24 protein-coding genes, 1 tRNA gene and 2 pseudogenes are annotated in these 23,120 nt (G+C 69.2%); 14 read left to right on the top strand and 13 right to left on the bottom strand.

Annotated elements, in window-relative coordinates; genetic code table 11:
* Nucleotides 1-25: 25 nt before the first annotated feature.
* Nucleotides 26-490, top strand: a complete 465-nt coding sequence (locus ACTWQI_RS05780; RefSeq protein WP_443268081.1) for a nuclear transport factor 2 family protein — start codon at nucleotides 26-28, stop codon at nucleotides 488-490.
* 52 nt (nucleotides 491-542) lie between these two features.
* On the opposite strand, the gene ACTWQI_RS05775 is transcribed toward ACTWQI_RS05780, so the two are convergent.
* Entirely contained in the window at nucleotides 543-2,075 is a 1,533-nt protein-coding gene (locus ACTWQI_RS05775; protein ID WP_443268079.1) for a multicopper oxidase family protein, read from the bottom strand.
* A 344-nt stretch (nucleotides 2,076-2,419) separates the two neighbouring features.
* Between ACTWQI_RS05775 and ACTWQI_RS05770 the strand changes: the two genes are divergently transcribed.
* Nucleotides 2,420-3,031, top strand: a complete 612-nt coding sequence (locus ACTWQI_RS05770) for a dihydrofolate reductase family protein (RefSeq protein WP_443268077.1) — start codon at nucleotides 2,420-2,422, stop codon at nucleotides 3,029-3,031.
* A 155-nt stretch (nucleotides 3,032-3,186) separates the two neighbouring features.
* Here the strand turns inward: ACTWQI_RS05770 and ACTWQI_RS05765 are convergent, their stop codons facing one another.
* Together ACTWQI_RS05765 and ACTWQI_RS05760 are read right to left on the bottom strand one after the other, a co-directional pair.
* Complete coding sequence (locus ACTWQI_RS05765) at nucleotides 3,187-3,714, bottom strand: MarR family winged helix-turn-helix transcriptional regulator (RefSeq protein ID WP_443268075.1); 528 nt, start codon at nucleotides 3,712-3,714, stop codon at nucleotides 3,187-3,189.
* Between the two features lie 650 nt (nucleotides 3,715-4,364).
* Nucleotides 4,365-5,087 carry a DUF4142 domain-containing protein gene (locus ACTWQI_RS05760; RefSeq protein ID WP_443268073.1) on the bottom strand — a complete coding sequence of 241 codons (723 nt, stop codon included), beginning with the start codon at nucleotides 5,085-5,087 and terminating at the stop codon, nucleotides 4,365-4,367.
* A gap of 487 nt (nucleotides 5,088-5,574) precedes the next feature.
* Between ACTWQI_RS05760 and ACTWQI_RS05755 the strand changes: the two genes are divergently transcribed.
* The 4 genes and pseudogenes from ACTWQI_RS05755 to ACTWQI_RS05740 all read left to right on the top strand — a co-directional run bounded on the left by ACTWQI_RS05755 (nucleotide 5,575) and on the right by ACTWQI_RS05740 (nucleotide 7,949).
* Nucleotides 5,575-5,835: a hypothetical protein gene (locus ACTWQI_RS05755; protein WP_443268072.1), complete on the top strand. Its 261-nt coding sequence runs from the start codon at nucleotides 5,575-5,577 to the stop codon at nucleotides 5,833-5,835.
* 69 nt (nucleotides 5,836-5,904) lie between these two features.
* The gene (locus ACTWQI_RS05750; RefSeq protein ID WP_443268071.1) at nucleotides 5,905-6,528 is read left to right on the top strand and encodes a hypothetical protein; all 624 of its coding nucleotides are present in this window, start codon (nucleotides 5,905-5,907) and stop codon (nucleotides 6,526-6,528) included.
* Nucleotides 6,529-6,691: 163 nt separating this feature from the next.
* A pseudogene (locus ACTWQI_RS05745) lies at nucleotides 6,692-6,948 on the top strand (amino acid transporter); the annotation flags it as partial.
* A 65-nt stretch (nucleotides 6,949-7,013) separates the two neighbouring features.
* On the top strand, nucleotides 7,014-7,949 hold the full coding sequence (locus ACTWQI_RS05740) for a DUF5996 family protein (RefSeq protein WP_443268644.1): 936 nt from the start codon (nucleotides 7,014-7,016) through the stop codon (nucleotides 7,947-7,949).
* A 34-nt stretch (nucleotides 7,950-7,983) separates the two neighbouring features.
* On the opposite strand, the gene ACTWQI_RS05735 is transcribed toward ACTWQI_RS05740, so the two are convergent.
* Both ACTWQI_RS05735 and ACTWQI_RS05730 read right to left on the bottom strand, forming a co-directional pair.
* Entirely contained in the window at nucleotides 7,984-8,343 is a 360-nt protein-coding gene (locus ACTWQI_RS05735; RefSeq protein WP_443268069.1) for a UBP-type zinc finger domain-containing protein, read from the bottom strand.
* Nucleotides 8,344-8,378: 35 nt separating this feature from the next.
* Nucleotides 8,379-8,852: a VOC family protein gene (locus ACTWQI_RS05730; protein WP_443268067.1), complete on the bottom strand. Its 474-nt coding sequence runs from the start codon at nucleotides 8,850-8,852 to the stop codon at nucleotides 8,379-8,381.
* Between the two features lie 67 nt (nucleotides 8,853-8,919).
* On the opposite strand from ACTWQI_RS05730, the gene ACTWQI_RS05725 reads away from it, so the two are divergent.
* Complete coding sequence (locus ACTWQI_RS05725; protein ID WP_443268065.1) at nucleotides 8,920-9,270, top strand: hypothetical protein; 351 nt, start codon at nucleotides 8,920-8,922, stop codon at nucleotides 9,268-9,270.
* A gap of 177 nt (nucleotides 9,271-9,447) precedes the next feature.
* On the opposite strand, the gene ACTWQI_RS05720 is transcribed toward ACTWQI_RS05725, so the two are convergent.
* Both ACTWQI_RS05720 and ACTWQI_RS05715 read right to left on the bottom strand, forming a co-directional pair.
* Nucleotides 9,448-10,533: a S1 family peptidase gene (locus tag ACTWQI_RS05720; protein ID WP_443268063.1), complete on the bottom strand. Its 1,086-nt coding sequence runs from the start codon at nucleotides 10,531-10,533 to the stop codon at nucleotides 9,448-9,450.
* Between the two features lie 371 nt (nucleotides 10,534-10,904).
* Nucleotides 10,905-11,141, bottom strand: a complete 237-nt coding sequence (locus ACTWQI_RS05715; RefSeq protein WP_443268061.1) for a hypothetical protein — start codon at nucleotides 11,139-11,141, stop codon at nucleotides 10,905-10,907.
* Between ACTWQI_RS05715 and ACTWQI_RS05710 the strand changes: the two are divergent.
* A pseudogene (locus ACTWQI_RS05710) lies at nucleotides 11,122-12,173 on the top strand (hypothetical protein). The gene ACTWQI_RS05715 and the pseudogene ACTWQI_RS05710 overlap by 20 nt on opposite strands.
* A 120-nt stretch (nucleotides 12,174-12,293) precedes the next feature.
* Here ACTWQI_RS05710 and ACTWQI_RS05705 read toward each other — a convergent pair.
* Nucleotides 12,294-12,367, bottom strand: a tRNA-Pro gene (locus tag ACTWQI_RS05705).
* Nucleotides 12,368-12,447: 80 nt separating this feature from the next.
* Nucleotides 12,448-13,380: a metallophosphoesterase gene (locus ACTWQI_RS05700; RefSeq protein ID WP_443268060.1), complete on the bottom strand. Its 933-nt coding sequence runs from the start codon at nucleotides 13,378-13,380 to the stop codon at nucleotides 12,448-12,450.
* Nucleotides 13,381-13,557: 177 nt separating this feature from the next.
* Here ACTWQI_RS05700 and ACTWQI_RS05695 point away from each other — a divergent pair, with 177 nt between their 5' ends.
* A complete protein-coding gene (locus ACTWQI_RS05695; RefSeq protein ID WP_443268059.1) occupies nucleotides 13,558-14,025 on the top strand; it encodes a GatB/YqeY domain-containing protein in 468 nt (155 codons plus the stop codon).
* Nucleotides 14,026-14,154: 129 nt separating this feature from the next.
* Here the strand turns inward: ACTWQI_RS05695 and ACTWQI_RS05690 are convergent, their stop codons facing one another.
* Entirely contained in the window at nucleotides 14,155-16,389 is a 2,235-nt protein-coding gene (locus ACTWQI_RS05690; RefSeq protein WP_443268057.1) for a transglycosylase domain-containing protein, read from the bottom strand.
* Nucleotides 16,390-16,773: 384 nt separating this feature from the next.
* On the opposite strand from ACTWQI_RS05690, the gene ACTWQI_RS05685 reads away from it, so the two are divergent.
* Complete coding sequence (locus ACTWQI_RS05685; RefSeq protein ID WP_443268642.1) at nucleotides 16,774-17,106, top strand: WhiB family transcriptional regulator; 333 nt, start codon at nucleotides 16,774-16,776, stop codon at nucleotides 17,104-17,106.
* An 11-nt stretch (nucleotides 17,107-17,117) separates the two neighbouring features.
* Here the strand turns inward: ACTWQI_RS05685 and ACTWQI_RS05680 are convergent, their stop codons facing one another.
* Together ACTWQI_RS05680 and ACTWQI_RS05675 are read right to left on the bottom strand one after the other, a co-directional pair.
* Entirely contained in the window at nucleotides 17,118-18,395 is a 1,278-nt protein-coding gene (locus ACTWQI_RS05680) for an ArsA family ATPase (RefSeq protein WP_443268056.1), read from the bottom strand.
* 55 nt (nucleotides 18,396-18,450) lie between these two features.
* Nucleotides 18,451-19,506, bottom strand: a complete 1,056-nt coding sequence (locus ACTWQI_RS05675; protein WP_443268055.1) for an ArsA family ATPase — start codon at nucleotides 19,504-19,506, stop codon at nucleotides 18,451-18,453.
* 89 nt (nucleotides 19,507-19,595) lie between these two features.
* On the opposite strand from ACTWQI_RS05675, the gene ACTWQI_RS05670 reads away from it, so the two are divergent.
* The 4 genes from ACTWQI_RS05670 to ACTWQI_RS05655 are packed head-to-tail and all read left to right on the top strand — an operon-like array spanning nucleotide 19,596 to nucleotide 22,007.
* Nucleotides 19,596-19,760, top strand: coding sequence for a DUF4177 domain-containing protein (locus ACTWQI_RS05670; protein ID WP_443268053.1), 165 nt, complete (start codon nucleotides 19,596-19,598; stop codon nucleotides 19,758-19,760).
* Nucleotides 19,757-20,221, top strand: a complete 465-nt coding sequence (locus ACTWQI_RS05665) for a RidA family protein (RefSeq protein ID WP_443268051.1) — start codon at nucleotides 19,757-19,759, stop codon at nucleotides 20,219-20,221. Before ACTWQI_RS05670 ends, ACTWQI_RS05665 begins: the two co-directional genes overlap by 4 nt.
* Nucleotides 20,222-20,280: 59 nt before the next feature.
* The gene (locus tag ACTWQI_RS05660) at nucleotides 20,281-21,180 is read left to right on the top strand and encodes an NUDIX hydrolase (protein ID WP_443268050.1); all 900 of its coding nucleotides are present in this window, start codon (nucleotides 20,281-20,283) and stop codon (nucleotides 21,178-21,180) included.
* Complete coding sequence (locus ACTWQI_RS05655; protein WP_443268048.1) at nucleotides 21,177-22,007, top strand: MBL fold metallo-hydrolase; 831 nt, start codon at nucleotides 21,177-21,179, stop codon at nucleotides 22,005-22,007. Before ACTWQI_RS05660 ends, ACTWQI_RS05655 begins: the two co-directional genes overlap by 4 nt.
* A gap of 409 nt (nucleotides 22,008-22,416) precedes the next feature.
* On the opposite strand, the gene ACTWQI_RS05650 is transcribed toward ACTWQI_RS05655, so the two are convergent.
* Entirely contained in the window at nucleotides 22,417-23,091 is a 675-nt protein-coding gene (locus ACTWQI_RS05650; RefSeq protein ID WP_443268047.1) for a Crp/Fnr family transcriptional regulator, read from the bottom strand.
* Nucleotides 23,092-23,120: the final 29 nt, after the last annotated feature.

Here is a 23,120-nt window from a genome sequence, read left to right as displayed (position 1 = left end):
GTCGACGAGGGAAGGCAGGCCGACCATGCCCGCGACCGACGCAGACCTGAGATTGCTGGTGGACCGCATGGCGATCAGCGACCTGCTGGTGGCGTTCGCCAGATGCCTGGACGAGAAGGACTACGACGGGTACGCGGCGCTCTTCACCGAGGACGGCATTCTGCGGCTGCCCGGCGTCGAGCACCAGGGCCGCGCGGGGCTGGCCGCATTCGTCGCGAACGACCTGGGCCGCTACGAGCGGACGCACCACATCAGCACGAACCACCAGATCGCGGTCGATGGTGACAGCGCCACCTCACGGTCCTACCTCCAGGCGGTTCATGTGCCCCGTGAGGCCGACTGCACCGACTGGTGGGCGGTCGGCGGCTGGTACGACAACACCTACCGCCGTGAAGACGGCGGATGGCGGATCAGCACCGTACACATCACACCGGTGTGGCTGGGCGGCCACTTCCCCAGTGACCCGGTCAGTGACTCGGCGAGCTCCTGACCGTACGAGGGAGCGGGTGTCGGTCGACCCTCTGCGGAGGGCTGACCGGGGCTCAGCGGTGGTCGTGGTCGCTGCCGACAGGCGGCTTGCCCGCCTTCTGGCCCGGCTCGACCACGACGAACTGTCCCATCATGCCGCCGTCCTCGTGATAGAGCAGGTGGCAGTGGTACATGTACGGGGTGTCGGGGTCGGCCGGTCCGTCGAAGCGCAGCGCTATCTTCACCGTACGGCTGCCCGGTACGTACACCGTGTCCTTGGGCCCGCGCAGCTCCGGCGGCGGCCGCTCGCCGTCCACCTCCAGCACCCGGAACTGCACATCGTGGACATGGAAGTTGTGGGGCATGCCGTCGCGGTTGCGCAGCGTCCAGACCTCCGTGGTGCCACGGGTGACGGACGCGTCGATCCGGTCCATCGCCATCGGCTCGCCATTGATGCCCGACATCCGCAAGTCGAAGGAACGCTCGCGCACGGGATCGGAGCCGTCGGGCACCTCGGGCCCGGCCGGCCCGACGAGCTCGTCGGACAGCTCGGGCGACGAGCGAAGGGCCTTCGCGGCCCGCAGCTCCAGAATGTCGAAGGAGTCGTCGTTGCCACCGAAGCGGTCCTGCCAGAAGTCGCTGTCCGGCGAAGCGTAGCTGCGCAGCACCGTACGCTCGCCGGGGTGCACCTCGACGACGATCTCGGCTCGCTCGCCGGGGGAGAGCTTGATCCGATCCAGGGTGACGGGCCCTTCGAGCAGCCCGCCATCCGTGGCGATGAGCGAGAACCCGCGGTCGTCGTCGAAGCCGAAGTCGTAGCTGCGGGCGGTCGATGCGTTGAGCAGCCGCAGGCGTACGCGTTCGTCGCCCACCTCCCGGTACGGCGCCAGGGTGCCGTTGACCATCGTCGTGTCGCCCAGGAAGCCGGTGTTCGCCATCGTCCGGTGGCCGTGGTCGAACTGCGCGCCCTCGAACTTCACGTCCTGCACGATCAGCGGCAGGTCGTCCACGCCGTACGTCTTCGGCAGCGGCAGCTCAGCGGCCTTGTCGTCGTCGAGGATGAACATCCCGGCCAGGCCGCGCTGCACATGCTTTTCGGTCGCACCGTGCGGATGTGGGTGATACCAGAGGGTCGCGGCGGGCTGGTCGACCTCCCAGTGCGGCTGCCAGTTGTCACCGGCGTTCACCATCTGGTGCGGGCCGCCGTCCATCGTCGCGGGCAGGTGCATGCCGTGCCAGTGCACGGTGGACGCCTCGTCCAGCGAGTTGCGGACCTTCACCCTGACCTGCTCACCGCGCTCGGCACGCAGCGTCGGGCCGAGGTAATCGCCGCTGAAGCCCCAGGTCGGCGTCTGCTGTCCGGCGGTGAACTCCTTGTGGCCCGGCTGCATTTCGAGGTCGAAGACGCGGGTGCCGTCCTTGTCGACCGTCGAGTCCGCGAGCGGTGGGACCGCCAGGGGGTTGGCGAACTCCACCCTGCCGACGGTGGAAACGTCGGCGGCTGCGTACAGCCACACCCCCGCGCCGACCGCGGTCGCCGGCACCGCGACGATCGCGAGGGTGAGGGCGATGAGTATCCGCTTGAGTCGTCCGCTGCTCTTCGTCACGTGTCAGAGCGTGCTGACAGGTGCCGTTCCGGGGCATCCGGCATCCTCCGGAAGCACCCCTGGACCCAACCCCGAGCGGACCCTGAGCCGATGCCCCAAGAACGACGCCTTCTCGGCAGGCATCAGCGGAACACAGGATGGCGACCAGTAGATCCGGGTGGGTCTGCCAGTTGTTCGGTCGAACCGCCGTCGCTGCGGGTGACACGTCGCCGTGGCGACAGCTCCGCTCGGGGGCCGATCCCGCACCGTGCGCTCGACGGCTGTGCCGCCGCCGATGAGTTCATCCGGCTCCCGTCGTCTAACTGGAGACGGAGTTCACCGACTACCTCTCTCGGAGGAACATCATGAGGAAGATCATTGCTGGCCTTTTCATCTCGCTCGACGGAGTCGTGGAGGCACCCGACCAGTGGCACTTCCCGTACTTCAACGACGAGATGGGCGCCGCTGTCGACGCGACCTTCGGCACGGCCGACACCCTCCTCTTCGGTCGCAAGACCTACGACAGTTTCGCCGGGGCGTGGCCGGAGCGCGAGGCGGCCGGCGGCGAGGACGCCGCCTTCGCCAAGGTGCTCGGCGACGCACGCAAGATCGTCCTGTCGAACCGGAAGCTCGAGTTCACTTGGCGGAACTCCGAGCAGCTCGAGGGCGACCTCGTTGACGCCGTCACCGCCTTGAAGAACGAGCCGGGCGGGAACATCGCCCTGAGCGGCTCGGTCTCGGTCGTCCGCCAGCTGCTGGCCGCCGGCCTGCTGGACGAGTTGCATCTGTTGGTGCACCCGATCGCCGTTCGCAAGGGCATGCGGTTGTTCGACGAAGGCGAGACCACGATCCCGCTGAGGCTGATCTCGTCCGAGACGTTCCAGACCGGCGTGCTGAACCTGGTCTACGCCCCGGCCGAGTCGGGCAATGCCACCTACGACGACGCCAAGGCCCATCTGTCCCAGCCCGAGCAGTAGCACCGTCGGCTCCCGGCCCTCCAAGGCCCGCAGCACCCGTGCTGCGGGGCCTTGGTGAGAGGCCTGCGGGCTTGTCCGATGTGAGAGTCCCGTGTGGTGGCGCGGTTGTGGAACGTGGCCGCCACGAGCATCTGCCTGCGGCACGTCCTGCAGGTTCAGGAGGCGGTTCGGTGCGGGAGGTCGGCCCACCCGAGCGGGTAGGCATCACGTCCTTCGGTCACTGCCGGCTCGCCACCGGCCTCGGCGAATGCCGTGAGTGCGGCAATGAGCGCCGTGCGCTGCTCCGGAGCCATCCGCTCGACGATCGCCGCGATCTCGGTACGCCGACGGGCGGTGACTTCCTCGACCAGACGGTATCCGGCGTCGGTCAGACTCAGTACGTTCTCGCGTCGGTTGTCCGGATTGACCCTGCGGTCCACGAGGCCGGCGGCCACCAGCCTGTCGTTCATGCGCATGGCCGTGGACGGGCTGACGCCAAGCCGGTCGGCCAGCGCGACCAGTTTGACGGCCCCATGCATGGAGAGCACGACCAGCATCCGGAACTGAGGCAGCGTCACCCGGTCCTCGACTGCCGCCAGGGAGCGCGCCGACACAGCCACCAGAACGCGGGAAGCCGTCAGTACGGCGCGGGTCACCTCGTCCACATCATCCGCCCCTTCGTGGGGCCGCACACGCTCGTCCATGACACCTTTCTACCGGGCTGTGGCGGGCGTGTGGTCCAGGCCCCTGCAGGTGCGGTCGGCCCCAGGTGCCGCTCAGGGACATTGCTGCGGGGTGCAGGGGCGCAGGCGCTGGTGCCGGGCACTCGGTCGCGGTGGCGGAGCAGCAGCATGGCCGCATCATTGCCGGGAGCGGGCTTCCACAGGTGCCATGAGGTCTCGGCGCATGGCCGCCAAGGTGGCTTCCGCATCGGGGGCTTTGAGGAAGCGGGTCCGCTCACCGAGCGGATGGAACGGCCGTTCCCGGCGAAGGCGGGCCCCAGCGACGCGGGCAGGGCCCGCCCTGCTCCCATGGGCCGGCCCGTGGGAGCAGGGGCCGGCCCCGGTGGGAGCGTTTCCGAGGGCCCCGGCCGACGGCGTGGAGATGCGTGTCGAGCTGCGTCGCCGTGCCAGCGCCGCTCCCGACAGGTCGGCGGCCGGGGCCCCTGCCAGCGCATCATTGCACAATGCAAAAGATCCTTGTCAAGTATCCGGTCCTCGCCGTGCCTCGCAGTGCCCGAACAGCCGAATGCCAGAAGGATCCCTGTGACTTCGCCCGGTGCGGACGGCAGGCCCACGGGGTCGCCGCGGCGCGTCGCACGTACAGCGCCAATGCCCTGGCATTCCACGGCGACTCACTTGGGCGCGACGGCGGCCTCGACCTCTTTGAAGGTCTCGGCAGCCACGAGTCCGGTGTCCTCCAGAACCTCCAGGTGGTCCAGGACCGTCTGATTGGCCTGGCGTGCATGGCGGCGGATGAGATCGTTCTGGGTCGCGGCCCGGACCTCGCCGATGGTGGCGAAAATCTTGCCGTGCGAGGCGCGCAGCAGGTTGGCGAAGAGGCGGTCGAACTCGGCCCCGTGGGCGTTCCTCAGCTGGTTGACCCAGCCCCGCTGCTCGGCGCTTGCCTCGTTCGGGAGCTCGACTCCGAGGATCTTGGCGTCCTCGCGGACCAACTGGTCGAGCTTGCTGTGGCCGTCGATGAGATGCAGCCCCGCGCGCTTGACGGCCTCGCTGGAGGAGTTGCTCTGGGCCAGACGGCCGGCCGGGATCTCCCAGAGCCCCGCCTGCCGGACCTTGACCAGGAACGTCTGGTCCACTTCGGTCACCGTCTGCGGACCCGTCCCCGAGCGGCCCGAGGCGGACACGGACTGGTCGGAGGTGCCCGATCCGCTGAGGTGACCGCCGCCGTGCCGCGGAACACCGCCCGCGCTCGGGGAGTCCGTGGAAGCTCCGCTGTTTCCTCCCTGAATGGAGATCACCAGGGGGATGAGCGCGAGCGCGGCGACAACGGCGAGCGCTATCGCGACCACGCGGGTCCGGTCCTTGGGGCGCTTCGCGCGTCGATTCGGATACATGGTGCCTCCCTATGGCACTGAGGACTGTTCCTTCGTGTCGTCGGGAGAGCTGCGGCTGGCACGGCGCGTGCTGTGAGGTACGCGGGCGAACGCCAGGACGTTCAGTCGGCCGCCAAGGGCGAGAATCGGCACCGGCGAGCGAGGGGCACGATCCGGCCGAGCCGTGTGAGCGGCTGGTTCGGTTAGCCGGCCAGGCGGCGATAGGTCACGTTGAAGTCCGTCGAACCAGACGCCTGTGCCCTTGGGGATAATCATCTGGCCCAGACGTCGATCAACACCCATGGGATACGGGGGACTTCGTGTACCGGCATGTGCTCACGCGGGCGAGTCAAGTGCTGTCATGTTTCCTGTCGGTGCTGCTGGGCCTGTCGATGAACTACGCGACGAATGCGTGTGTCGCACGTCAACTTCAGCTCAACCGAGCCCGGTTGCATCAGGTGTTTCCCTCGGCGTGGAGGTGTCCGCGGAACCCGGGAAGTTGCCCAGCATGAGCGATGCGGCGATACAGCGCGACGGCGCGGGCTTCCTGGACGACTGGATGAGCGAGCTACGCGAAGCGCTGGACCGGCTCCGTGATCTGGCGCCGGACCTGGTCCCGGAGAGCTTCAGCCACGACTCCCTCGGGGTACTGGAAGAAGAACTCATCGACGCTTTCGTCGGAGAGACGGCAGAGCCGGACCTGATCATCACGGTCGCGGCTTACCTGGGCGAGACCCTGATGCACACTGCCGGCGGACACTGGGACTGAAGCGGGGGGCCCCGAGAAGACGGCGGCGTTCCCGTCGCGGTCTTCGACAGCACGCTTGGCCTGGGCCCGGTGCGGGTGCTGGATCTGCTGGACCAGGCCCTGACCGAGCAAACCGGTGGCGTCTTCCAGGGCGCGAACGAACGCCTTCAGCGCGCGGTCGACGTCGCTAAGGAGCGGTACGCCTCATGGCGGCCGGTGAAGGCCGCGGTGGAGTACCTGGACGTGGTCCCCGATCCGGTCACCGACGAGCGCCTGACCGCGTGGCTCACCGAGCGGGAGGACAGCTTCCCCGCGTGGGCCGAGAAAGCAGGCGACCCCGCCGGGTGGGACTTCAGCGTCGACTCCCTCGACGTACTCGAAACTCTCGTTGAGAAGCGCTACAGCGACGCCGAGTTCCGCACCGCCCGCGAGGCCGGTGATCCCTTCCTTCAAGGCGCGGCCTGGTACCTGGGAGAGGTCTGCCGCCGCCACCGTGGCGGCCGGTGGCAGTACCGCGCCGCGCGGCCCGACGCCACGCCCGGAGACTGGTACTCCGCCCACAGCCGATGGACCGAGACCCCGTACGTGTGGGTTCCTCTGCGCCAGCACGGGCGAGCACTGTTCCCGATGGGAACCTTGTGGGTTCTGGTCGCCGAGGAAGAGTACGAGGGCGAGTTCGGGTACGACATCACCCTTCGACGTGCGATCCGCTAGAGGGGCCGCCCAGTGGTCTTGTGCGGCCTGGATTGCGTACCCGGGGGCGCAGGCCGTCGACCATCTGCCACGGCATCTGGAAGGCGCCGGGAGAAGATCTTCTCGCAGATTTCTCCCAGCGCCTCACGCGGGACTGCTGCACGCCGCGACCTCACCGCCTCCGGCCCGCGACCCGCTCGTCAAGGGCGTGCTCCCGGGCACCGGCGGACTGATGCTGAGTGCCGTGTTCCGCCAGACTCTGAAGGACAAGTGGGACCCGGCCTTCGGCAGCGGCAGCTCGGTCTCGGGCGTCGGCTCGGTCTTCGTCATCGCCGTGGGCCCGGCCTCGTGCTGATGCTGGTCATGCAGCGCCGCAGCCCTGCCCTCTTCCGCGGCGAGGTGCTGCACGCGTCCACGCCGGCTCGGGTGGCCGAGGACTGAACCGCTCCCTCCGGGCCCCCGGCGCGGGTGCCGGACACCGCCCGCGGGGTCATCATGGGAGCGTGATGGAGCTGTTTCCGCCGATGCCGCTGACGGAGTGGCGGGACACCAAGGAGACACTGCACCGCTTCGCACAGATCGTCGGCAAGATCCGCCTGGCGGCGAGCGCCCGGCGCAACCATTGGTGGAACGTCCCGTTCCATGTCACGGGGCGCGGTATCACCACGCGTCCGATGGGTCAGGTCGACGGGAATCCGATCTTCACGATCGACTTCGACTTCGTCGACCACCGGCTCATCGTCGCGACGCTGGACGGCGAAGAGCGGTCCTTCCCGCTCCCGGGCCAGTCCGTCGCGTCCTTCCACGACGCGACCCTGGCCGCTCTGACCGCGCTGGGGGTCCGGGTGGACATCGCCATTCCCAGGCCCTTCGACCTGCCCGACGCCGGCCGGCCGTTCGCCGAGGACACCGAGCACGCGACCTACGATCCCGTGGCCGCCAACCGCTACTGGCGGGTCCTGAGCCAGGTGGCGTCCGTGCTGGAGGAGTTCGCGGCGGGCTACTCGGGAAAGAACAGCCCGGTGCATCACTTCTGGCACACCTTCGACATCGCCCACAGCCGGTTCTCCGGGCGACGGATCGACCAGCCCCGGCAGGCCGACCCCGTTACCCGGGAGGCGTACTCCCGGGAAGTGATCAGCTTCGGCTTCTGGTTCGGCGACGACACCTTCACCGAGCCCGCCTTCTACTCCTACACCGTCCCCGAGCCCGCCGGCCTGGCCGGGGAGCCGCTCAGCCCCGCGTCCGCGCGGTGGGTCGCGCACGGCGACAGCCACCTGGCCGTGCTGCGCTACGACGCGGCCCGCGTCGAGACCGATCCCCGCGCCGCCGTCCTCGCCTTCTACGAAAGCGCCTACCGGGCCGGGGCCGGACGCGCCGGATGGGACATCGCGGCGCTCGCGTGCCCAGGAGGCATCACGGACCCGGTCCGGCAGATCTGACTCCCGGACCGGAGAGTCCAACGATCGAGCGCGGTCAGTGGAGCTGCCGCTCCCAGTCCCCAGGGACCTTGTCCCGGGGGCCCGGGGTGGGCTGCGAGGCCGGGTGCGCGGTGGGCGGGGCCAGCTCCGGCCCCTGGTAGTACTGATCGGTCTCGATGTTCCAGAACCAGTCCTCACCCGGTTCGAAGCTGGTCAGCAGGGGGTGTCCGGCCTCGCGCGCGTGTTTCGTGCCGTGCTGCGCGGGCGAGGAGTCGCAGCATCCGATGTGCCCGCAGGCGGCGCAGCGCCGCAGGTGGAACCACCACCCCGGTCCGTCCCCCGCCAAGCACTCCACGCACCCGGTTCCGCTGGGCGTTGCGGTCGGATCGAGACCTGGGATCTGCTGGTGTGCCATGAGGGATGCCTCTCTCGTGAGGCGCCGTTCAGCGGTCACGTTTCGGTGCCGGTGCGTGCCAGGATGCCTTTCAGCAGGCCCGTGGCCTGGCCGACCTCGATGAGGTAGCCGTCCGGGTCGCGCATGTAGCAGCGCAGCTCGGCGCGCCGGTCGATGGGCGGGGTGAGGAACTCGGCTCCCTTGGCGCGGGCCGCCGCGTAGAAGCCGTGCATGTTCGCCACCCGTACGTTCAGGAAGCTGGAGACGGTGTGGGGGTCCTCCGGTGTGCGCAGGACGACGTCGGGTTTGTCGTCGGTGGGCCCGCCGCCGGGGTTCATGATGATCCAGCTGTTGGCGACCTTGATGATGCAGGGGTTCTCGTCCAGCACCACCTGCCCGCCCAGCACGTCGGCGTAGAACGCCCGCGAGCGAGGGACGTCGCCGACCGTGAGGAAGTGCGTGAGCAGCAGGCCCTCGGCCGGTGCGGGAAGGTCCTCGGCTGACGCGCCTGCGGAGATGAAATCGGACATATGCCGAGCGTATGGCGCGGGCGGCCGCCCGGCATTCCCACCCGGAAGAGCCCGTCAACCGTTCACCGTGAGTGGCCTGGAGACCTTTGACCCCTCTCCGGCCGCGGCCGGATACATCCTTGGTGACACAGCCATCCAGGTCACCGTCACCATCGAGAATGGTACCGATCGGCCGGTGGACACCGATCTCACCAGGGTCGAGGCCCGCGACGACGGCGGTGCCAAGCTCGAGGAGATCATCGATCCCTCTAAGGCTTGGGCACGCCGATCTCGGCGGCACGTCAACCTGACCGCAAGGTCTAGCGCAGTGGGCTTCTGCCTGCCTGACCGGGCGGGAGACAGCGTCGACTTCGAGGTGACTCCCGGCTTCCTCGACTACCGGTCTGCCACGTGGAGTGGAAGCATCAGCCGATCGTAGTCAGCGGCAGCCGCACCTTGAACCGGAAGCCATCGCATCTCTATCCCCGTCGACGGGTGAGTCCTTGGCCGCAGCTTGGCGATGTCCGCGAGGGTGCGGCGGAGTCGCCCACGCACGAGAAGGCCCCGTCGACCGCGAGGGCGACGGGGCCGCGGGGCGTCAGGCCCCGGAAGGTTGTCAGCCTATTTTGGCGCCGTAGACCTTCAGGGCCTCCGTCACCGGCTGGAAGAACGTCGTACCGCCCGAGGTGCAGTTGCCGCTGCCGCCCGACGTGAGACCGATCGCGGCGTTACCGGAGAAGAGCGAGCCGCCACTGTCGCCGGGCTCCGCGCAGACGTTGGTCTGGATGAGTCCGGTGACGACGTCGCCGTTGCCGTAGTTCACGGTGGCGTTGAGGCCGGTGACCCGGCCCTTGTGGACCTGGGTGGTGGAACCGCTGCGGGTGACCCGCATGCCCACAGTGGCCGCCGCGGCCCGGGTGATGCGCCGGGTGGTGCCGTTGTAGAGGTTGACCGCGCTCGGGGCGACAGCTTTCCGGGTTCGGTACTGGACGAGCGCGAAGTCGTTCCCGGGGAACTGCGAATTGGTCATGGTGCCCAGCACCTTGCCCCGAGTGTGACGCCAGGTACTGCCGGCAGAGCCGCAGTGACCGGCGGTGATGAAGGCCGGCGCGCCGTTCTTGATGACGTTGAAACCGAGCGAGCAACGGCCGCCGTTGGCGAGGATGGCGTCGCCACCGGCGACGAAGGGCTTGAACTCGCCGTTGCTGCGCTTGAATTCCACGGTGCTGCCGAGGTCCTTGACTACCTCCTTCAGCTTCGTGAGTTCGGCACCGTCGACGGTACGGTCGGCTGTGACGACTACCTTGTTGGTGGTCGGGTCGACGGCCCATGCCGTGCCGGGGGTGGTCGCCTCGTCGGCGAGGGTCTCGCGGGTGTTGTTCAGCTCGGTGAGAGAGTTCTGCACAATTCGCGCCTCGCCTCCGGCCTCCTGCACGGCCTCGAGGGCCGCCTTGTCGAGTACGTTCACCACCAGCGTTCTGCTGTCGGCGTCGTAGTACGCACCCGCAGCGTCGGAGCCCAGGTCGGCGGAGAGGTCGGATGCCAGCTTTCCCGCCGCCAGGGCCGAGAGGGTGTCGGGCGTGAACTCGGGGACATCGTCACTCGCGTTCGCAGACTGCAACGTAATACCCGCGCCCATCAGTGCGACGATTGCCGCACCCGCCACGGTCGCCCGCCTCTTGGTTACGCGTCGGTGCTCCAAGTGTTACCTCCTGTGGGGCCGCATTCAGGGCTATTTCGGGGCATGTGAAGGCCTCGGAATGCGGAGGATGTACGGGCAGAGGGCACTCCAGCAAAGCCATGCCCATGCCAAATGAACGCGCTTACTCTGCCCCAGTCGCCCAGCAGAGCGCAACGTTGGGTGGCGCTGACCAGGGTTCAGACGGGGCAAAGCGCGACCGTTTACCTCAAGTGGAAGCGGGAGGCTGAGCATCGGCGTGACGAACGGCTGGCTCAGCACCAGCGAGAAGGAGGCAGCGCTTAACGGAACGTTAAGCGCTCGCTGGTCACTTGCCCGCGGGTGAGCAGTTCGCTCGAATTGGCCCATGTGGCCTAGTTGAGGATCAGAAAGGCCTAAAACTTAGATAGTCTCCATAACTGCATGAATCTGGCAGGTTGCGGATTGCGTAACCCGAGAGAGGTGGAGACTTGATGCGCAAGCTTCAGAAAGCCGCAGTTGTGGGAGTCATGCTCGGCGCCGTCGGTTTCTTCGGGACCGGTACTGCTCTGGCGTACGACCACCACCACCACGGCCACGGCTACGGCCACCACCACGGCCACGGTCACGGTCATGGCCACCACCACGGTCATGGCCACCACCACGGTCATGACCACGGTCACGGTCATGACCACCACGGCCTCATCACGATCTTCGGCTAACACGGCCACGGCATCCTGGCGCGGCACGCTACATCTGATCTTTGAAGACGCCATCGACGAAGAACTCATCAGCTCCAACCCGGTCCGCTAAGCGTCGCGGCAGAGGCAAGCGCGCCGGTCGGTCGCGCGACCGCAGCCCGGAGAAGTTGGTCACAGACCCGCTCGGTATTCTTCTCATCTCCGAGCGCGCAGCAATCCGCTCCGGGCGCGATGACGAGTTCGTGGCGGGCATCACAAAGGGCTACACCGGCATGCGCTGGGGCGAACTCGTAGGGCTGGAGACCAAATTCGTCCGGCCCGCAGCCCTGCGCGTGGAGTGGCAGCTCTACGAGCTCGACACCGGACAGTTCGAACGGTGTCCGCCCAAGGACGATAGCTATCGCACCATCGATACTCCGCCCTGGCTCGACTCCCTGTTGTCCGGGCCACGTTGCTCGTACGCGGCCGAACCCCTGCTCATGTCACGGCAAGATGTACGTCTTCCGGGGGCAGGGCGTCGTTGCCGAGACGACCAGGGCCCGGGTGCGGGAAGCCATCGACGCTCTTGGCTTCATCCGTGGCGGGGGCGCTGTGGACCAGGCCGCGCATTGGCGACGGAACGGGTTCGCCACATGGCTCTTCACGCCAGCCGCCTCAGGCTGGTGCCCGAAAGCCGCCGCAGGAGGAACGACCCATGCCCGTGCTGGCCGACCTCTGGCCTGGCCTCCCGGCGCGGGGGAGAGGCGCACAGGCGCGAGCCGATGCGTGTTGGGTGCCGATCGCGAAGGGACTCACATGGGGCACATCGACGCATCGGTCCAGGCGCGCTACTCGCACATCACGCGGAAGATGCGTGAGGACCTGATGGCGGACCTCACCGCTGAGTGGGAAGCCGCGCTCGATGCCCGGCTGGTGATGTGTCCCACGGCTCCTGTGGCTGTGCTCAACGGCCTCTTGCAGGAGCGCTTGAGAGCGCGCCGGTAGGCCGTCTGGGAGAGGAAATTCCAAGATCTTCTCCCAGATTTCTCCCAGGGAGGCTCTACACGACGAATCAGAAGGCCCTTCCCGTCATGGGAAGGGCCCTCTGATCTGGTGTTTCTTGAGTCGGGGTGGCGGGATTTGAACCCACGACCTCTTCGTCCCGAACGAAGCGCGCTGCCAAGCTGCGCCACACCCCGAAGCAACGAGGACTACTGTAGCCGACCCGCCGCCGCAGGCGAAATCGATTATCGGGCCTGCGCAAGGGGTGGGCCGCTGGTCACCGGGGGGCCGTGAGAGTCAGCAGCGTCGCCTCCGGCGGGCAGGCGAACCGGACCGGGGTGTAGCGATTCGTACCGCATCCGGCCGACACGTGGAGGAACGAGGTACGGCCTTGCGCCGTGTGGGTGGAGAGGCCCTTCACCCGCTTCGTGTCCAGGTCGCAGTTGGTGACCAGGGCACCGTAGAAGGGGATGCAGAGCTGGCCGCCGTGGGTGTGTCCCGCGAGGATCAGCGGGTAGCGGTCGGCGGTGAAGGCCTCGAGGACGCGCAGGTACGGGGCGTGGACGACGGCCAGGGACAGATCCGCGTCGGCCTCCGGGCCACCCGCGACCCGCGCGTATCGGTCCCGCTTGATGTGCGGGTCGTCCAGCCCGGTCAGAGCGATCTCGACGCCGTCGTCCAGCTTCACTCGGCCACGGCTGTTGCTGAGCCCGATCCAGCCCGCCGCGTCGAAGGCGTCCCGCATGCCTTCCCAGGGGTTGCGCTCGACGCCGATCGCAGGGTCGTTCTTGCCGTTCAGGCCATGCTGGCCGCTGGCCTTCTCCAGCAGATAGCGGGCCGGGTTCCGCAGCCTGGGCGCGTAGTAGTCGTTCGAGCCGAAGACATACGCGCCGGGGAACTCCATCAGCGGGCCGAGCGCGTCCAGCACCTCCGGCACGCCGTCCTTGTCGGACAGGTTGTCACCCGTGTTGACCACGAGGTCGGGGCGCAGCGCGGCCAGGGACCGGAGCCAGCGCTGTTTCTTGCGCTGGCCGCCCACCATGTGGATGTCGGAGACCTGGAGGAGGCGCAGCGGCCGCATCCCGCGCGGCAGGACGGGCACGGTGACCCGCCGCAACCGGAAGGAACGGGTTTCGATGCCGGCGGCGTAGGCGATGCCGGCCGCGCCGACCGCCGTGATGCCCAGGGGTACTCCGTATCGCGCGCGCATGGGTCCCATCGTCGCAGACGGCGCCGGCTCCAGGCAGGCCGAGGCCCGGGGCGGTCGACCCGGTGAGGACCGCACCAGGACCGGATGGGCAGGACCCGGACGCCTGGACCCGTACGGCGGCAGGGCCGGACCGTTAATGCGGCGCACGGGCGGCGCGCAGGTGCGAAAATCGACCGCATGACCACGCTCAAGGCCAAGCTCCAGGACGACCTCACCGCCGCGATCAAGGCGCGCGACGAGTTGCGCTCCTCCACTCTCCGGCTCACTCTCTCCGCCATCACCACCGCGGAGGTCGCGGGCAAGACCGCGCGCGAGCTGTCCGACGACGAGGTGCAGAAGGTGATCGCGCGCGAGGCGAAGAAGCGGCGGGAGGCCGCGGAGGCGTTCACGCAGGGCGGCCGGGCCGACCAGGCCGAGCGTGAGCGGGCCGAGGGTGAGGTGCTCGCCGAGTACCTGCCCAAGCAGCTGTCGGACGAAGAGCTGGGTGCGATCGTCGCGGAGGCGGTGAAGGAGGCCGCGGTCGCGGGTGCTGAGGGTCCCCGGGCCATGGGCGCCGTGATGAAGATCGTGAATCCCAAGGTCGCCGGCCGGGCCGAGGGCGGCAGGGTGGCGGCCGAGGTGAAGCGCCTGCTCGCGGCGGGCTAGCAGATGCGGCGCCGTCGCCCCAAGTCGTAGCCGCCACGCAGAGCGAGGGGGCGGCCCGGATCACTCCGGGCCGCCCCCTCGTGCCGACTGGGGCGACGGGCTAACCGGCGCTACGGCCGTCAACCGGCGCTACGGCTTCCGACGGCCCCAGCCGCCGCCGTTCTTGCCGTCCCAACCGCCGATGATGTCCGGCGGGATGGAGAAGTCGGGGAACGGCTTGTCGTCATGGCCTCTCCCGTCCCCGGGCCGGCTCTCGCCGTCCTCTTCCTCGTCCTTGTCGCGCTTGTCCTTGCCGCGCGGTACGTGCACGGGGTTGAACGGGGTGGCGGGGATCCCCTCCAGGGCGCCCCTCATCGCCGTCTTCCAGATCGGGCCGGGGAGGCAGCCGCCGCAGACCTTGTCGTAGTACACGCCCCCGATGGTGATCCGGTACATCGGGATCTTCTTCGCCCCGTCCGCGCCCACCCACACGGCCGTGGAGACGTCCGGGGTGTACCCCACGAACCAGGCATCCTTGCGGTCGTTGGTGGTGCCGGTCTTCCCCGCGTTGTCCCGGTCGGAGAGCCCGGCCCTGGTCCCCGTGCCGTCCTCGACCACGCCCTTGAGCATCTGGTTGATGGTGTCGGCCGTCCGCTCGGACATGGCCTGCGAGCACCGCGACTTCGGGATGTCCAGCTTCCTTCCACTGACGTCGGTCACCGAGTCGATCGCCACCGGAGTGCAGTACGTGCCGCGGTTGGCGAAGGTGGCGTACCCGGCGGCCATCGTGAGCGGGCTGATGTCCTGGCTTCCCAGGGTCAGCGAGGGGACGGCGGAGAGCGGTTGGCCGTTGCCCTTCCGGACGCCCATCTTCTTGGCCATCGTGAGCGTCTCGCACAGCCCCGTCTCCTTCTCCAGCTGCGCGAAGTAGGTGTTGATGGACTTGCCCAGCGCGCTGGTCATGTCCCAGGAGCCGGTCTCGTCCTCCTTCTCGTTCTGCAGATTCCAGATGCCGCCGCCGGCCGGTCCGCCCTCACAGGTGCGGAAGGAGGATTCGGGGATCGACATCTTCCAGCCGCTCGAGAAGACCTTGGCCGGACTGATCCCCTTCTCCAGCGCGGCGGCCGCGGTGAACGGCTTGAAGGTGGACCCCACCTGGAAGCCCGCGTACGTGCCGCCCATCCTGTTGTCCACGTTCAGGCTGATGACGCTCTGGTGCTTGCTGCCGTCCAGGCCGTAGGGGCGGCTCTGCGCCATGGAGATGATCCGGCCGGTGCCGGGCTGCACCTGGACGACCGAGGCGGCGATCTTGTCGGTCTCGTCGACCTTGCTGGTGGCGGCCTTGCTGGCGGCGGCCTGCGCCTGCGGGTCGAGGGTGGTACGGATCGTCAGGCCGCCCCGATTCCAGCGCTGGGCCCGCTCCTTCTTGGTCTTGCCGAAGATCTTGTCCTGCAGGAAGACCTGCCGGACGTAGTCACAGAAGAAGCCGGCGCCGCTGGTCGCGGTGATGCAACCGTTCCTGGGCTTGCTGTAGTCCAGGCCGAGCGGCTTCTCCTTCGCCCGGTCCGCCTGGGCCTGCGAGATGTCGCCCAGGTCGGCCATCCGCTGCAGCGCCGTATTGCGCCGCTTGGTGGCCTCCTGCTCGTTGCTCAGCGGGTCGTACCGGTACGGCGACTGGACCAGTCCGGCCAGCAGCGCGGCCTGTTCGAGCTTCAGGTCCTTTGCGGAGGTGCTGAAGTAGCGCCGGGCGGCGGCCTCGACGCCGTACGCCTGCTGCCCGAAAAAGGTGATGTTGAGGTAGTTCTCGAGGATCTTCTTCTTGCCCAGCTCCTCTTCCACCTGGATCGCGTACTTCAGCTCCTTGATCTTGCGGCCGAGGGTCTGCTGGGTGGCCTCGTGGTACTTCGCCCGGTCGTCGCCGGCTTCTTCGACGAAGACGTTCTTCACATACTGCTGGGTGAGGGTCGAGGCGCCCTGGGAGACCCCGCCGGCCTGAGCGTTCCGGTTGAGCGCGCGCAGGACGCCCTTCAGGTCGATCGCCCCGTGCTCGTAGAAGCGGGCGTCCTCGATCGCGACCATCGCCTTCCGCATGAGCGGGGAGATGTCCTTGAGGGGAACGACCGTGCGGTCGCGCGAGTAGACCGATGCGATCGGTTGGCCCTCGATGTCGAGGATGGTGGTCTTCTGGCTCAATGGGGGCCGCTTGAGGGTGGCGGGTATCTCGTCGAAGCCCTCGACCGACCCCTTCGCCGCGAGGCCGAGCGCTCCGACCGCGGGCAGCGCAAGGCCCGCCAGCACGGCTCCGGCGAGCACGCTGACGCCGAGGAACTTGGCCACCTGCTGGGTAGAGGTGGGGCCGCCACCGCCCGGGCGCTTCTTAGACATGGGGGCAGCCTACGTTGCCATTCGCCGGACAGGGATGCATCCGTTGGCCTAAGCTGCTCTCAACTGTCACGGCCATGCGTTCGCGCAGCACTTCTCCTCCCCCTCCCCCGGCGTGGAGTTGTGTCCGGATGGGCGTACTCGAGTCATCCAGTCTGCCTCTGTGACATCGCGGAACCCTCCAGATATGTCGGTTAGGTCACCTATGTCCGCACCTCACTCCGTTGGGTGATCTGCCGCGTACACATAGTCCGTTCGGACCATTCAAGATTGGGCCCGCAGGGGGTGTTGCGCCCTGCCCGCCTTCCGTAACGTCCTCAACTGGCAACGGTGAATATGCCGCTGCCGCCGTGGGGGAGCCTCGATTCGGGAGAGGACGGCGCCAGCATGAGCTGGGTAACCGACTGGAGTACACAGGCAGCCTGCCGCACTACCGATCCGGATGAACTCTTCGTTCAAGGTGCGGCGCAGAACAGGGCCAAAGCGGTCTGCACCGGTTGCCCGGTGCGTACCGAATGCCTTGCCGACGCGCTAGACAACCGCGTCGAATTCGGTGTGTGGGGTGGGATGACCGAACGGGAGCGGAGGGCGCTGCTGCGCCGCAGGCCCACCGTGACCTCGTGGCGGCGGCTCCTGGAGACCGCGCGTACGGAGTACGAGCGTGGCGCCGGCCTGCTGAGCGTCGACATCGACGACGAGAACTACGCGGCGGCGGGTTGAGCGCCCGCCGCTCAGGCACCGGTCGCGAGGCGCTCGCCAATGGCGCGTAGTCCCGCGAGGTCGTGCACATCGCCGGGCAGTGCGGCCACTTCGGTGACCGGAACCTCGGGATGCAGCGCCCGGAAGCGATCACGCATGCGCTGCTCGCGGGCGATCACCTGCATCCGCTCGGCGTGCAGGCGCAGTAGCCCGGCGGCGAGCACCTCGGCAGGGTCCGATTCGACGGCGCCCGGGGCCAGTTGGCCCGCTGCGACGGTGGCGTCCGTGGGGGGTTCGGGAGAGTCGTCGCGTGCGGGCGTCCGTTTGGCAGCCTGCCCGCCATCGCGATCCACCATGCGGCTCTCATCAAGATTTTCTGCGGCGGCGAGTGCCCGCTCCGCGCTCAGTCGCGAAGCCCCGCTGCCGTGCACCCGGTTCAGTACGAGCCCGGCCAGCGGCATGTCCTCCGCGGCCAGGCGCTCGACGAAGTACGCGGCCTCGCGCAGCGCATCGCTCTCCGGGGCGGCCACGACCAGAAACGCCGTCCCCGGGGCCTGCAGCAGCCGGTACGTGGCGTCGGCGCGGGTCCGGAATCCCCCGAACATCGTGTCCATGGCCGCCACGAAGGTCTGTACGTCGCGCAGCAGCTGGGCGCCCATCAGCTTGTTGAGCGTGCCGGTCATCATCGACATGCCGACGTTGAGGAACTTCATCCCCGCCCGACCGCCGATCTTCGCCGGAGCCATCAGCAGCTTGATGAACTTCCCGTCCAGGAAGGACCCGAGCCGCTTCGGAGCGTCCAGGAAGTCCAGGGCGGACCGGCTCGGCGGGGTGTCCACGATGATCAGGTCCCAGGTGTCGCGCGACCGGAGCTGGCCCAGCTTCTCCATGGCCATGTACTCCTGCGTACCAGCGAATCCGGCCGACAGGGACTGGTAGAAGGGGTTCTCCAGAATGGCGCGGGCCCGGTCGGCGTCGGCATGCGCCTCGACGATCTCGTCGAAGGTGCGCTTCATGTCCAGCATCATCGCGTGCAGTTCCCCGCCCGCCGCCCCGTCGATCCCCTCGACCCGGCGCGGGACATTGTCGAGGGAGTCGATGCCCATCGACTGGGCCAGCCGGCGGGCCGGATCGATGGTGAGGACCACGACCCTGCGGCCGCGTTCCGCTGCCCGCACGCCGAGCGCCGCGGCCGTCGTTGTCTTTCCCACGCCGCCTGAGCCGCAGCACACGACGATCCGGGTCCCCGGGTCGTCCAGCAGCGGGTCGGTCTCCAGCCGGGATGCCGTGCCCAGGGCGTCCAGGGTCATGCGGTGTCCTCGCTTCTTCCGTCGACGCGGCCACGGACGGCTCCTCGGCAGCCGGTCATGACGGCTCCTCCGCGACGCCCTGCTTCCGCAGATCCGCCGCCAGTCGGTAGACGCCGGAGAGATCCGCGCCGTCGCCGAGGAACTCCAACTCGTACGTCGGCAGTGCGAGATCGGCGATGGCCGCGCGCTCCGCGTGCTCCAGACGGAGCCGCTCGGCGTGCTCGCGAGCCTGGTCCAGCAGCGGATCGACGAGCTGCTGGGCGAACCGTTCCGCGGGTTTCCCGCGGCGCTGCCCGGCCGCTGTTCCCCTCGGCTTCTCCGCCGGCCTTCGGCCGGCCAACCCCGCCTGGGAGAGCGCCTGGGACAGTGCCTGCGCGACGGCGGTACGGCGACCGTTCGCGGCGGCTCGTACGGCCTCCTCGTCGAGGACCATCGGCCGCACCATGTTGATGAAGATGCCGCCCACCGGGAGGCCCGCGGCGCGCAGTTCCGCCACGCCGTCCGTCGTCTCCTGGACCGGCATCTCCTCGAGCAGCGTCACCAGGTGGACGGCCGTCTCGGCGGACTTCAGGACGCGCATGACGGCCTGCGCCTGATGGTGTATCGGACCGATCCTGGCGAGTCCGGCCACCTCGTCGTTGACGTTGAGAAAGCGGGTGATCCGGCCGGTGGGCGGGGCGTCCATGACGACGGAGTCGTAGGCGGGACGGCCGTCCTTGCCCTTGCGGCGCACCGCCTCGCACGCCTTGCCGGTGAGCAGCACATCACGCAGCCCGGGCGCGATCGTGGTCGCGAAGTCGATCGCCCCCAACTTCTTCAGAGCGCGGCCCGCGGAGCCGAGCTTGTAGAACATCTGCAGGTAGTCGAGCAGGGCGCGTTCGGCGTCTATGGCGAGGGCGTACACCTCTCCGGAACCTCCGGGAGCGACCGCGATCTTGCGCTCCTCGTACGGAAGCGCCTCGGTCTCGAAGAGCTGGGCGATCCCCTGCCGCCCCTCGACCTCGATCAGCAGGGTGCGACGGCCCTCGGCCGCGAGGGCGAGGGCGAGGGCCGCGGCGACCGTGGTCTTGCCGGTGCCGCCCTTGCCGCTGACGACATGGAGCCTGGTCATGTCGTGGAGCCTAACCAGTCGGGCAGCGGGCTACGCACGAGGCCGGGTCACGCGTAGGGCAGTCGGTGGCAGGCATTACAGTCGGGGCCATGACGAAGTGGGAATACCAGACCGCGCCGGTCCTCATTCACGCGACCAAGCAGATCCTCGACAACTTCGGCGAGGACGGCTGGGAGCTCGTCCAGATCGTGCCGGGGCCCCAGGGCGGGGAGAGCCTGGTGGCGTACTTCAAGCGGGAGAAGAAAGAGGGATGAGCGCGGTCGAGGAGAAGCTGGCCTCGCTGGGGCTGACGCTGCCCGAGGTCGCGGCGCCGCTCGCGTCGTACGTGCCGGCCGTCCGCACCGGCGATTACGTCTACACCGCGGGCCAGCTGCCCCTGGTCGAGGGCAAGCTCGGGGTGACCGGCAAGGTCGGCGCGGAGGTGACGGCGGAGGAGGCCAAGGAGTTGGCCCGTATCTGCGCGCTGAACGCCCTCGCCGCGGTCAAGTCGGCCGTGGGCGACCTGGACAAGATCGTGCGGGTGGTGAAGGTCGTCGGCTTCGTCGCCTCGGCGCCGGACTTCACCGGCCAGCCGGGCGTGGTCAACGGCGCCAGCGAGCTCCTCGGCGAGCTGCTGGGGGTCAAGGGCGTACACGCGCGGAGTGCGGTGGGGGTCGCGGTGCTGCCGCTGGACGCGCCGGTCGAGCTCGAGATCCAGGTCGAGATCGCCGGCTGAGTCCGGACGATCGCTGGCCGCTCTCGAACAACGTCCCGAGAGCGCATAGCATCCGCCACATGACCACGACGAATGGCCTGGGATCGTCCAAGCCGGGGGCCGGGGGATGGTACCCGCCGGAGTGGCCCGAGCGGATCAGGGCGCTCGCGAACGGTGAGCTGACGCCGGTGGCCCCGCGCCCGGCCGCCACCGTGCTGCTGCTCCGCGACGGGCCGGACGGTCCTGCCATCCACATGCTGCGCAGACGTGCCTCCATGGCCTTCGCCGGAGGCGCGTACGCCTATCCGGGCGGGGCCGTGGACCCGCGCGACGAGCGGAGTGTGGGGTGGGCGGGGCCCTCGCCGGCGGAGTGGGCCGACAGGCTGGGCATCGAGGACGAGGCGGCGGCCCAGGCCGTCGTCTGCGCGGCGGTCCGCGAGACGTTCGAGGAGGCGGGCGTACTGCTGGCCGGGCCGTCGGCCCAGGCCCTCGTCTCGGACACCACCGATGACACCTGGGAGGCGGACCGGGCGGCTCTCGTCGCGCGCGAGCTGTCCTTCGCCGACTTCCTGGCCCGGCGCGATCTGGTGCTGCGCAGCGATCTGCTGGGCGCCTGGGCGCGCTGGATCACGCCGGAGTTCGAGCCGCGCCGCTACGACACCTGGTTCTTCGTCGCCGCACTGCCGGCGGGGCAGCGCACCCGTAACGCCTCCACGGAGGCGGACCGCACGGTCTGGATCCGGCCTGCGGAGGCGGCGGCCGGCTTCGACCGCGGGGAGCTGCTGATGATGCCGCCGACGATCACCGCGCTGCGCGAGCTGCAGCCGTACGGTTCGGCCGGCGAGGCGCTGGCGGCTGCCGGGACGCGGGATCTGGCGCCGGTGCTGGCGCGGGCCGAGCTGCACGGGGACGAGATCGTGCTCAGCTGGCCGGGGCACGACGAGTTCACCAGGCGCATAGCGTGGGGGGCGAGTTCATGACGTACGCGGGAGCGCTGCCGGGGCAGCCGCGGGGAGGTGCCATCGCCGGGCCCGCCACGGCGCGGGCGGTGTGCGTCCTGGCCCCCAACCCGTCGCCGATGACCCTGGACGGCACCAACACCTGGATCGTGTCCGAGCCGGACTCCGCTCTGGCCGTCGTCATCGACCCGGGCCCGCTCGACGAGGCCCATCTGAACCGGGTGGTCGCGACCGCGGAGCGGGCGGGCAAGCGGATCGCGCTGACGCTCCTCACCCACGGCCACCCCGACCACGCCGGAGGCGCGGCCCGTTTCGCGGAGCTGACCCGTACGAAGGTACGGGCCCTGGATCCGGCGCTGCGGCTCGGTGACGAGGGCCTGGGGGTGGATGACGTGATCACCACCGGCGGGCTCGAGCTCCGGGTCGTCCCGACGCCGGGCCACACCTCCGACTCTCTGTGCTTCCACCTCCCGGCCGACACGGCCGTCCTGACGGGCGACACGGTGCTGGGACGCGGTACGACGGTGGTCGCCCATCCGGACGGACGGCTCGGGGACTACCTCGACTCACTGCGCCGGCTTCGCTCGCTGACGGTCGACGACGGTGTGAGCACCGTCCTCCCCGGCCACGGCCCGGTCCTGAGCGATGCCCACGGCGCCATCGAGTACTACCTCGCCCACCGTGCGGACCGCCTGGCCCAGGTGGAGTCGGCCGTCTCGAGCGGCCATCGCACGCCACGGGAGGTCGTGGCCCACGTCTACGCGGATGTGGACCGCACGCTGTGGCCCGCGGCGGAGCTGTCGGTGCGAGCGCAGCTGGACTATCTGCGCGAGCGCGGCCTGATCTGAGCCCGTCGCCCGGCCGCCGACCGACGTCGGCAGCCCTTGCCCCGCCGTATCCGGTCCTGGGTTCGTGATCGTCGCAGCACCCGGGCACCGGGGACGCGATGGCTTCGAGGTAAGCATGGCGCAGGCGCCCCCCGCGACGGTCGACCGGGCCGTCGCCCGCTCTCGCCGTACGGCCGTGTGGCTGCTGCCCAGCGACCCCGCGCCGCCCTTGGGTGGCGCGTACCCCATCAGCCCCGGGCCGAAGGCCCTGGAACCGGGCACAGCCCGCGTCGCACCGCCGGTGGCCGCTGGCCAGCGACCCAGGTCCGGGCAGAAGGACCTGGGGCCGGGCTCAGCCCGCAACACGTGTGGGGTCCCCCTCCGGACGGAGGGGGACCCCACACGTGTCGAGGTCGGAGACGACCGCGCGTCAGCGCGACCGCTTGGCGAGCCGCTCCACGTCCAGCAGGATCACGGCCCGCGCCTCCAGGCGCAGCCACCCGCGGCCCGCGAAGTCCGCCAGGGCCTTGTTGACCGTCTCGCGGGAGGCACCGACCAGCTGGGCCAGCTCCTCTTGGGTCAGGTCGTGGACGACGTGAATGCCTTCCTCCGACTGCACACCGAAGCGGCGGGAGAGGTCGAGCAGGGCCTTCGCGACGCGGCCCGGCACGTCGGAGAAGACGAGGTCGGACATTGAGTCGTTGGTACGGCGCAGCCGACGGGCGACGGCGCGCAGCAGGGCGGAGGCCACCTCGGGCCTGGCATTCAGCCACGGCTGCAGATCGCCGTGCCCGAGACCGAGGAGCTTGACCTCGGTGAGGGCGGTTGCGGTGGCCGTGCGCGGGCCCGGGTCGAAGAGGGAGAGCTCGCCGATGAGCTCGCCCGGGCCGAGGACCGCCAGCATGTTCTCGCGGCCGTCGGGGGAGGTGCGGTGCAGCTTCACCTTGCCCTCGGTGACCACATACAGGCGATCGCCCGGGTCACCTTCGTGGAACAGGGCGTCGCCCCGCGCGAGGGTGGCCTCGCTCATCGAGGCGCGCAGCTCGGCGGCCTGCTCTTCATCGAGCGCCGCAAAGAGCGGCGCGCGCCGCAGAACGTCGTCCACGAGATCTCTCCTTGTCGACCTGCACGGGG

Origin of the sequence: Streptomyces sp. KR80 (assembly GCF_052245555.1) — a bacterium.
Taxonomy (GTDB): domain Bacteria; phylum Actinomycetota; class Actinomycetes; order Streptomycetales; family Streptomycetaceae; genus Streptomyces.
Note: the sequence above shows the minus strand (reverse complement) of the source record. Positions and strands in the feature narration are given on the sequence as shown.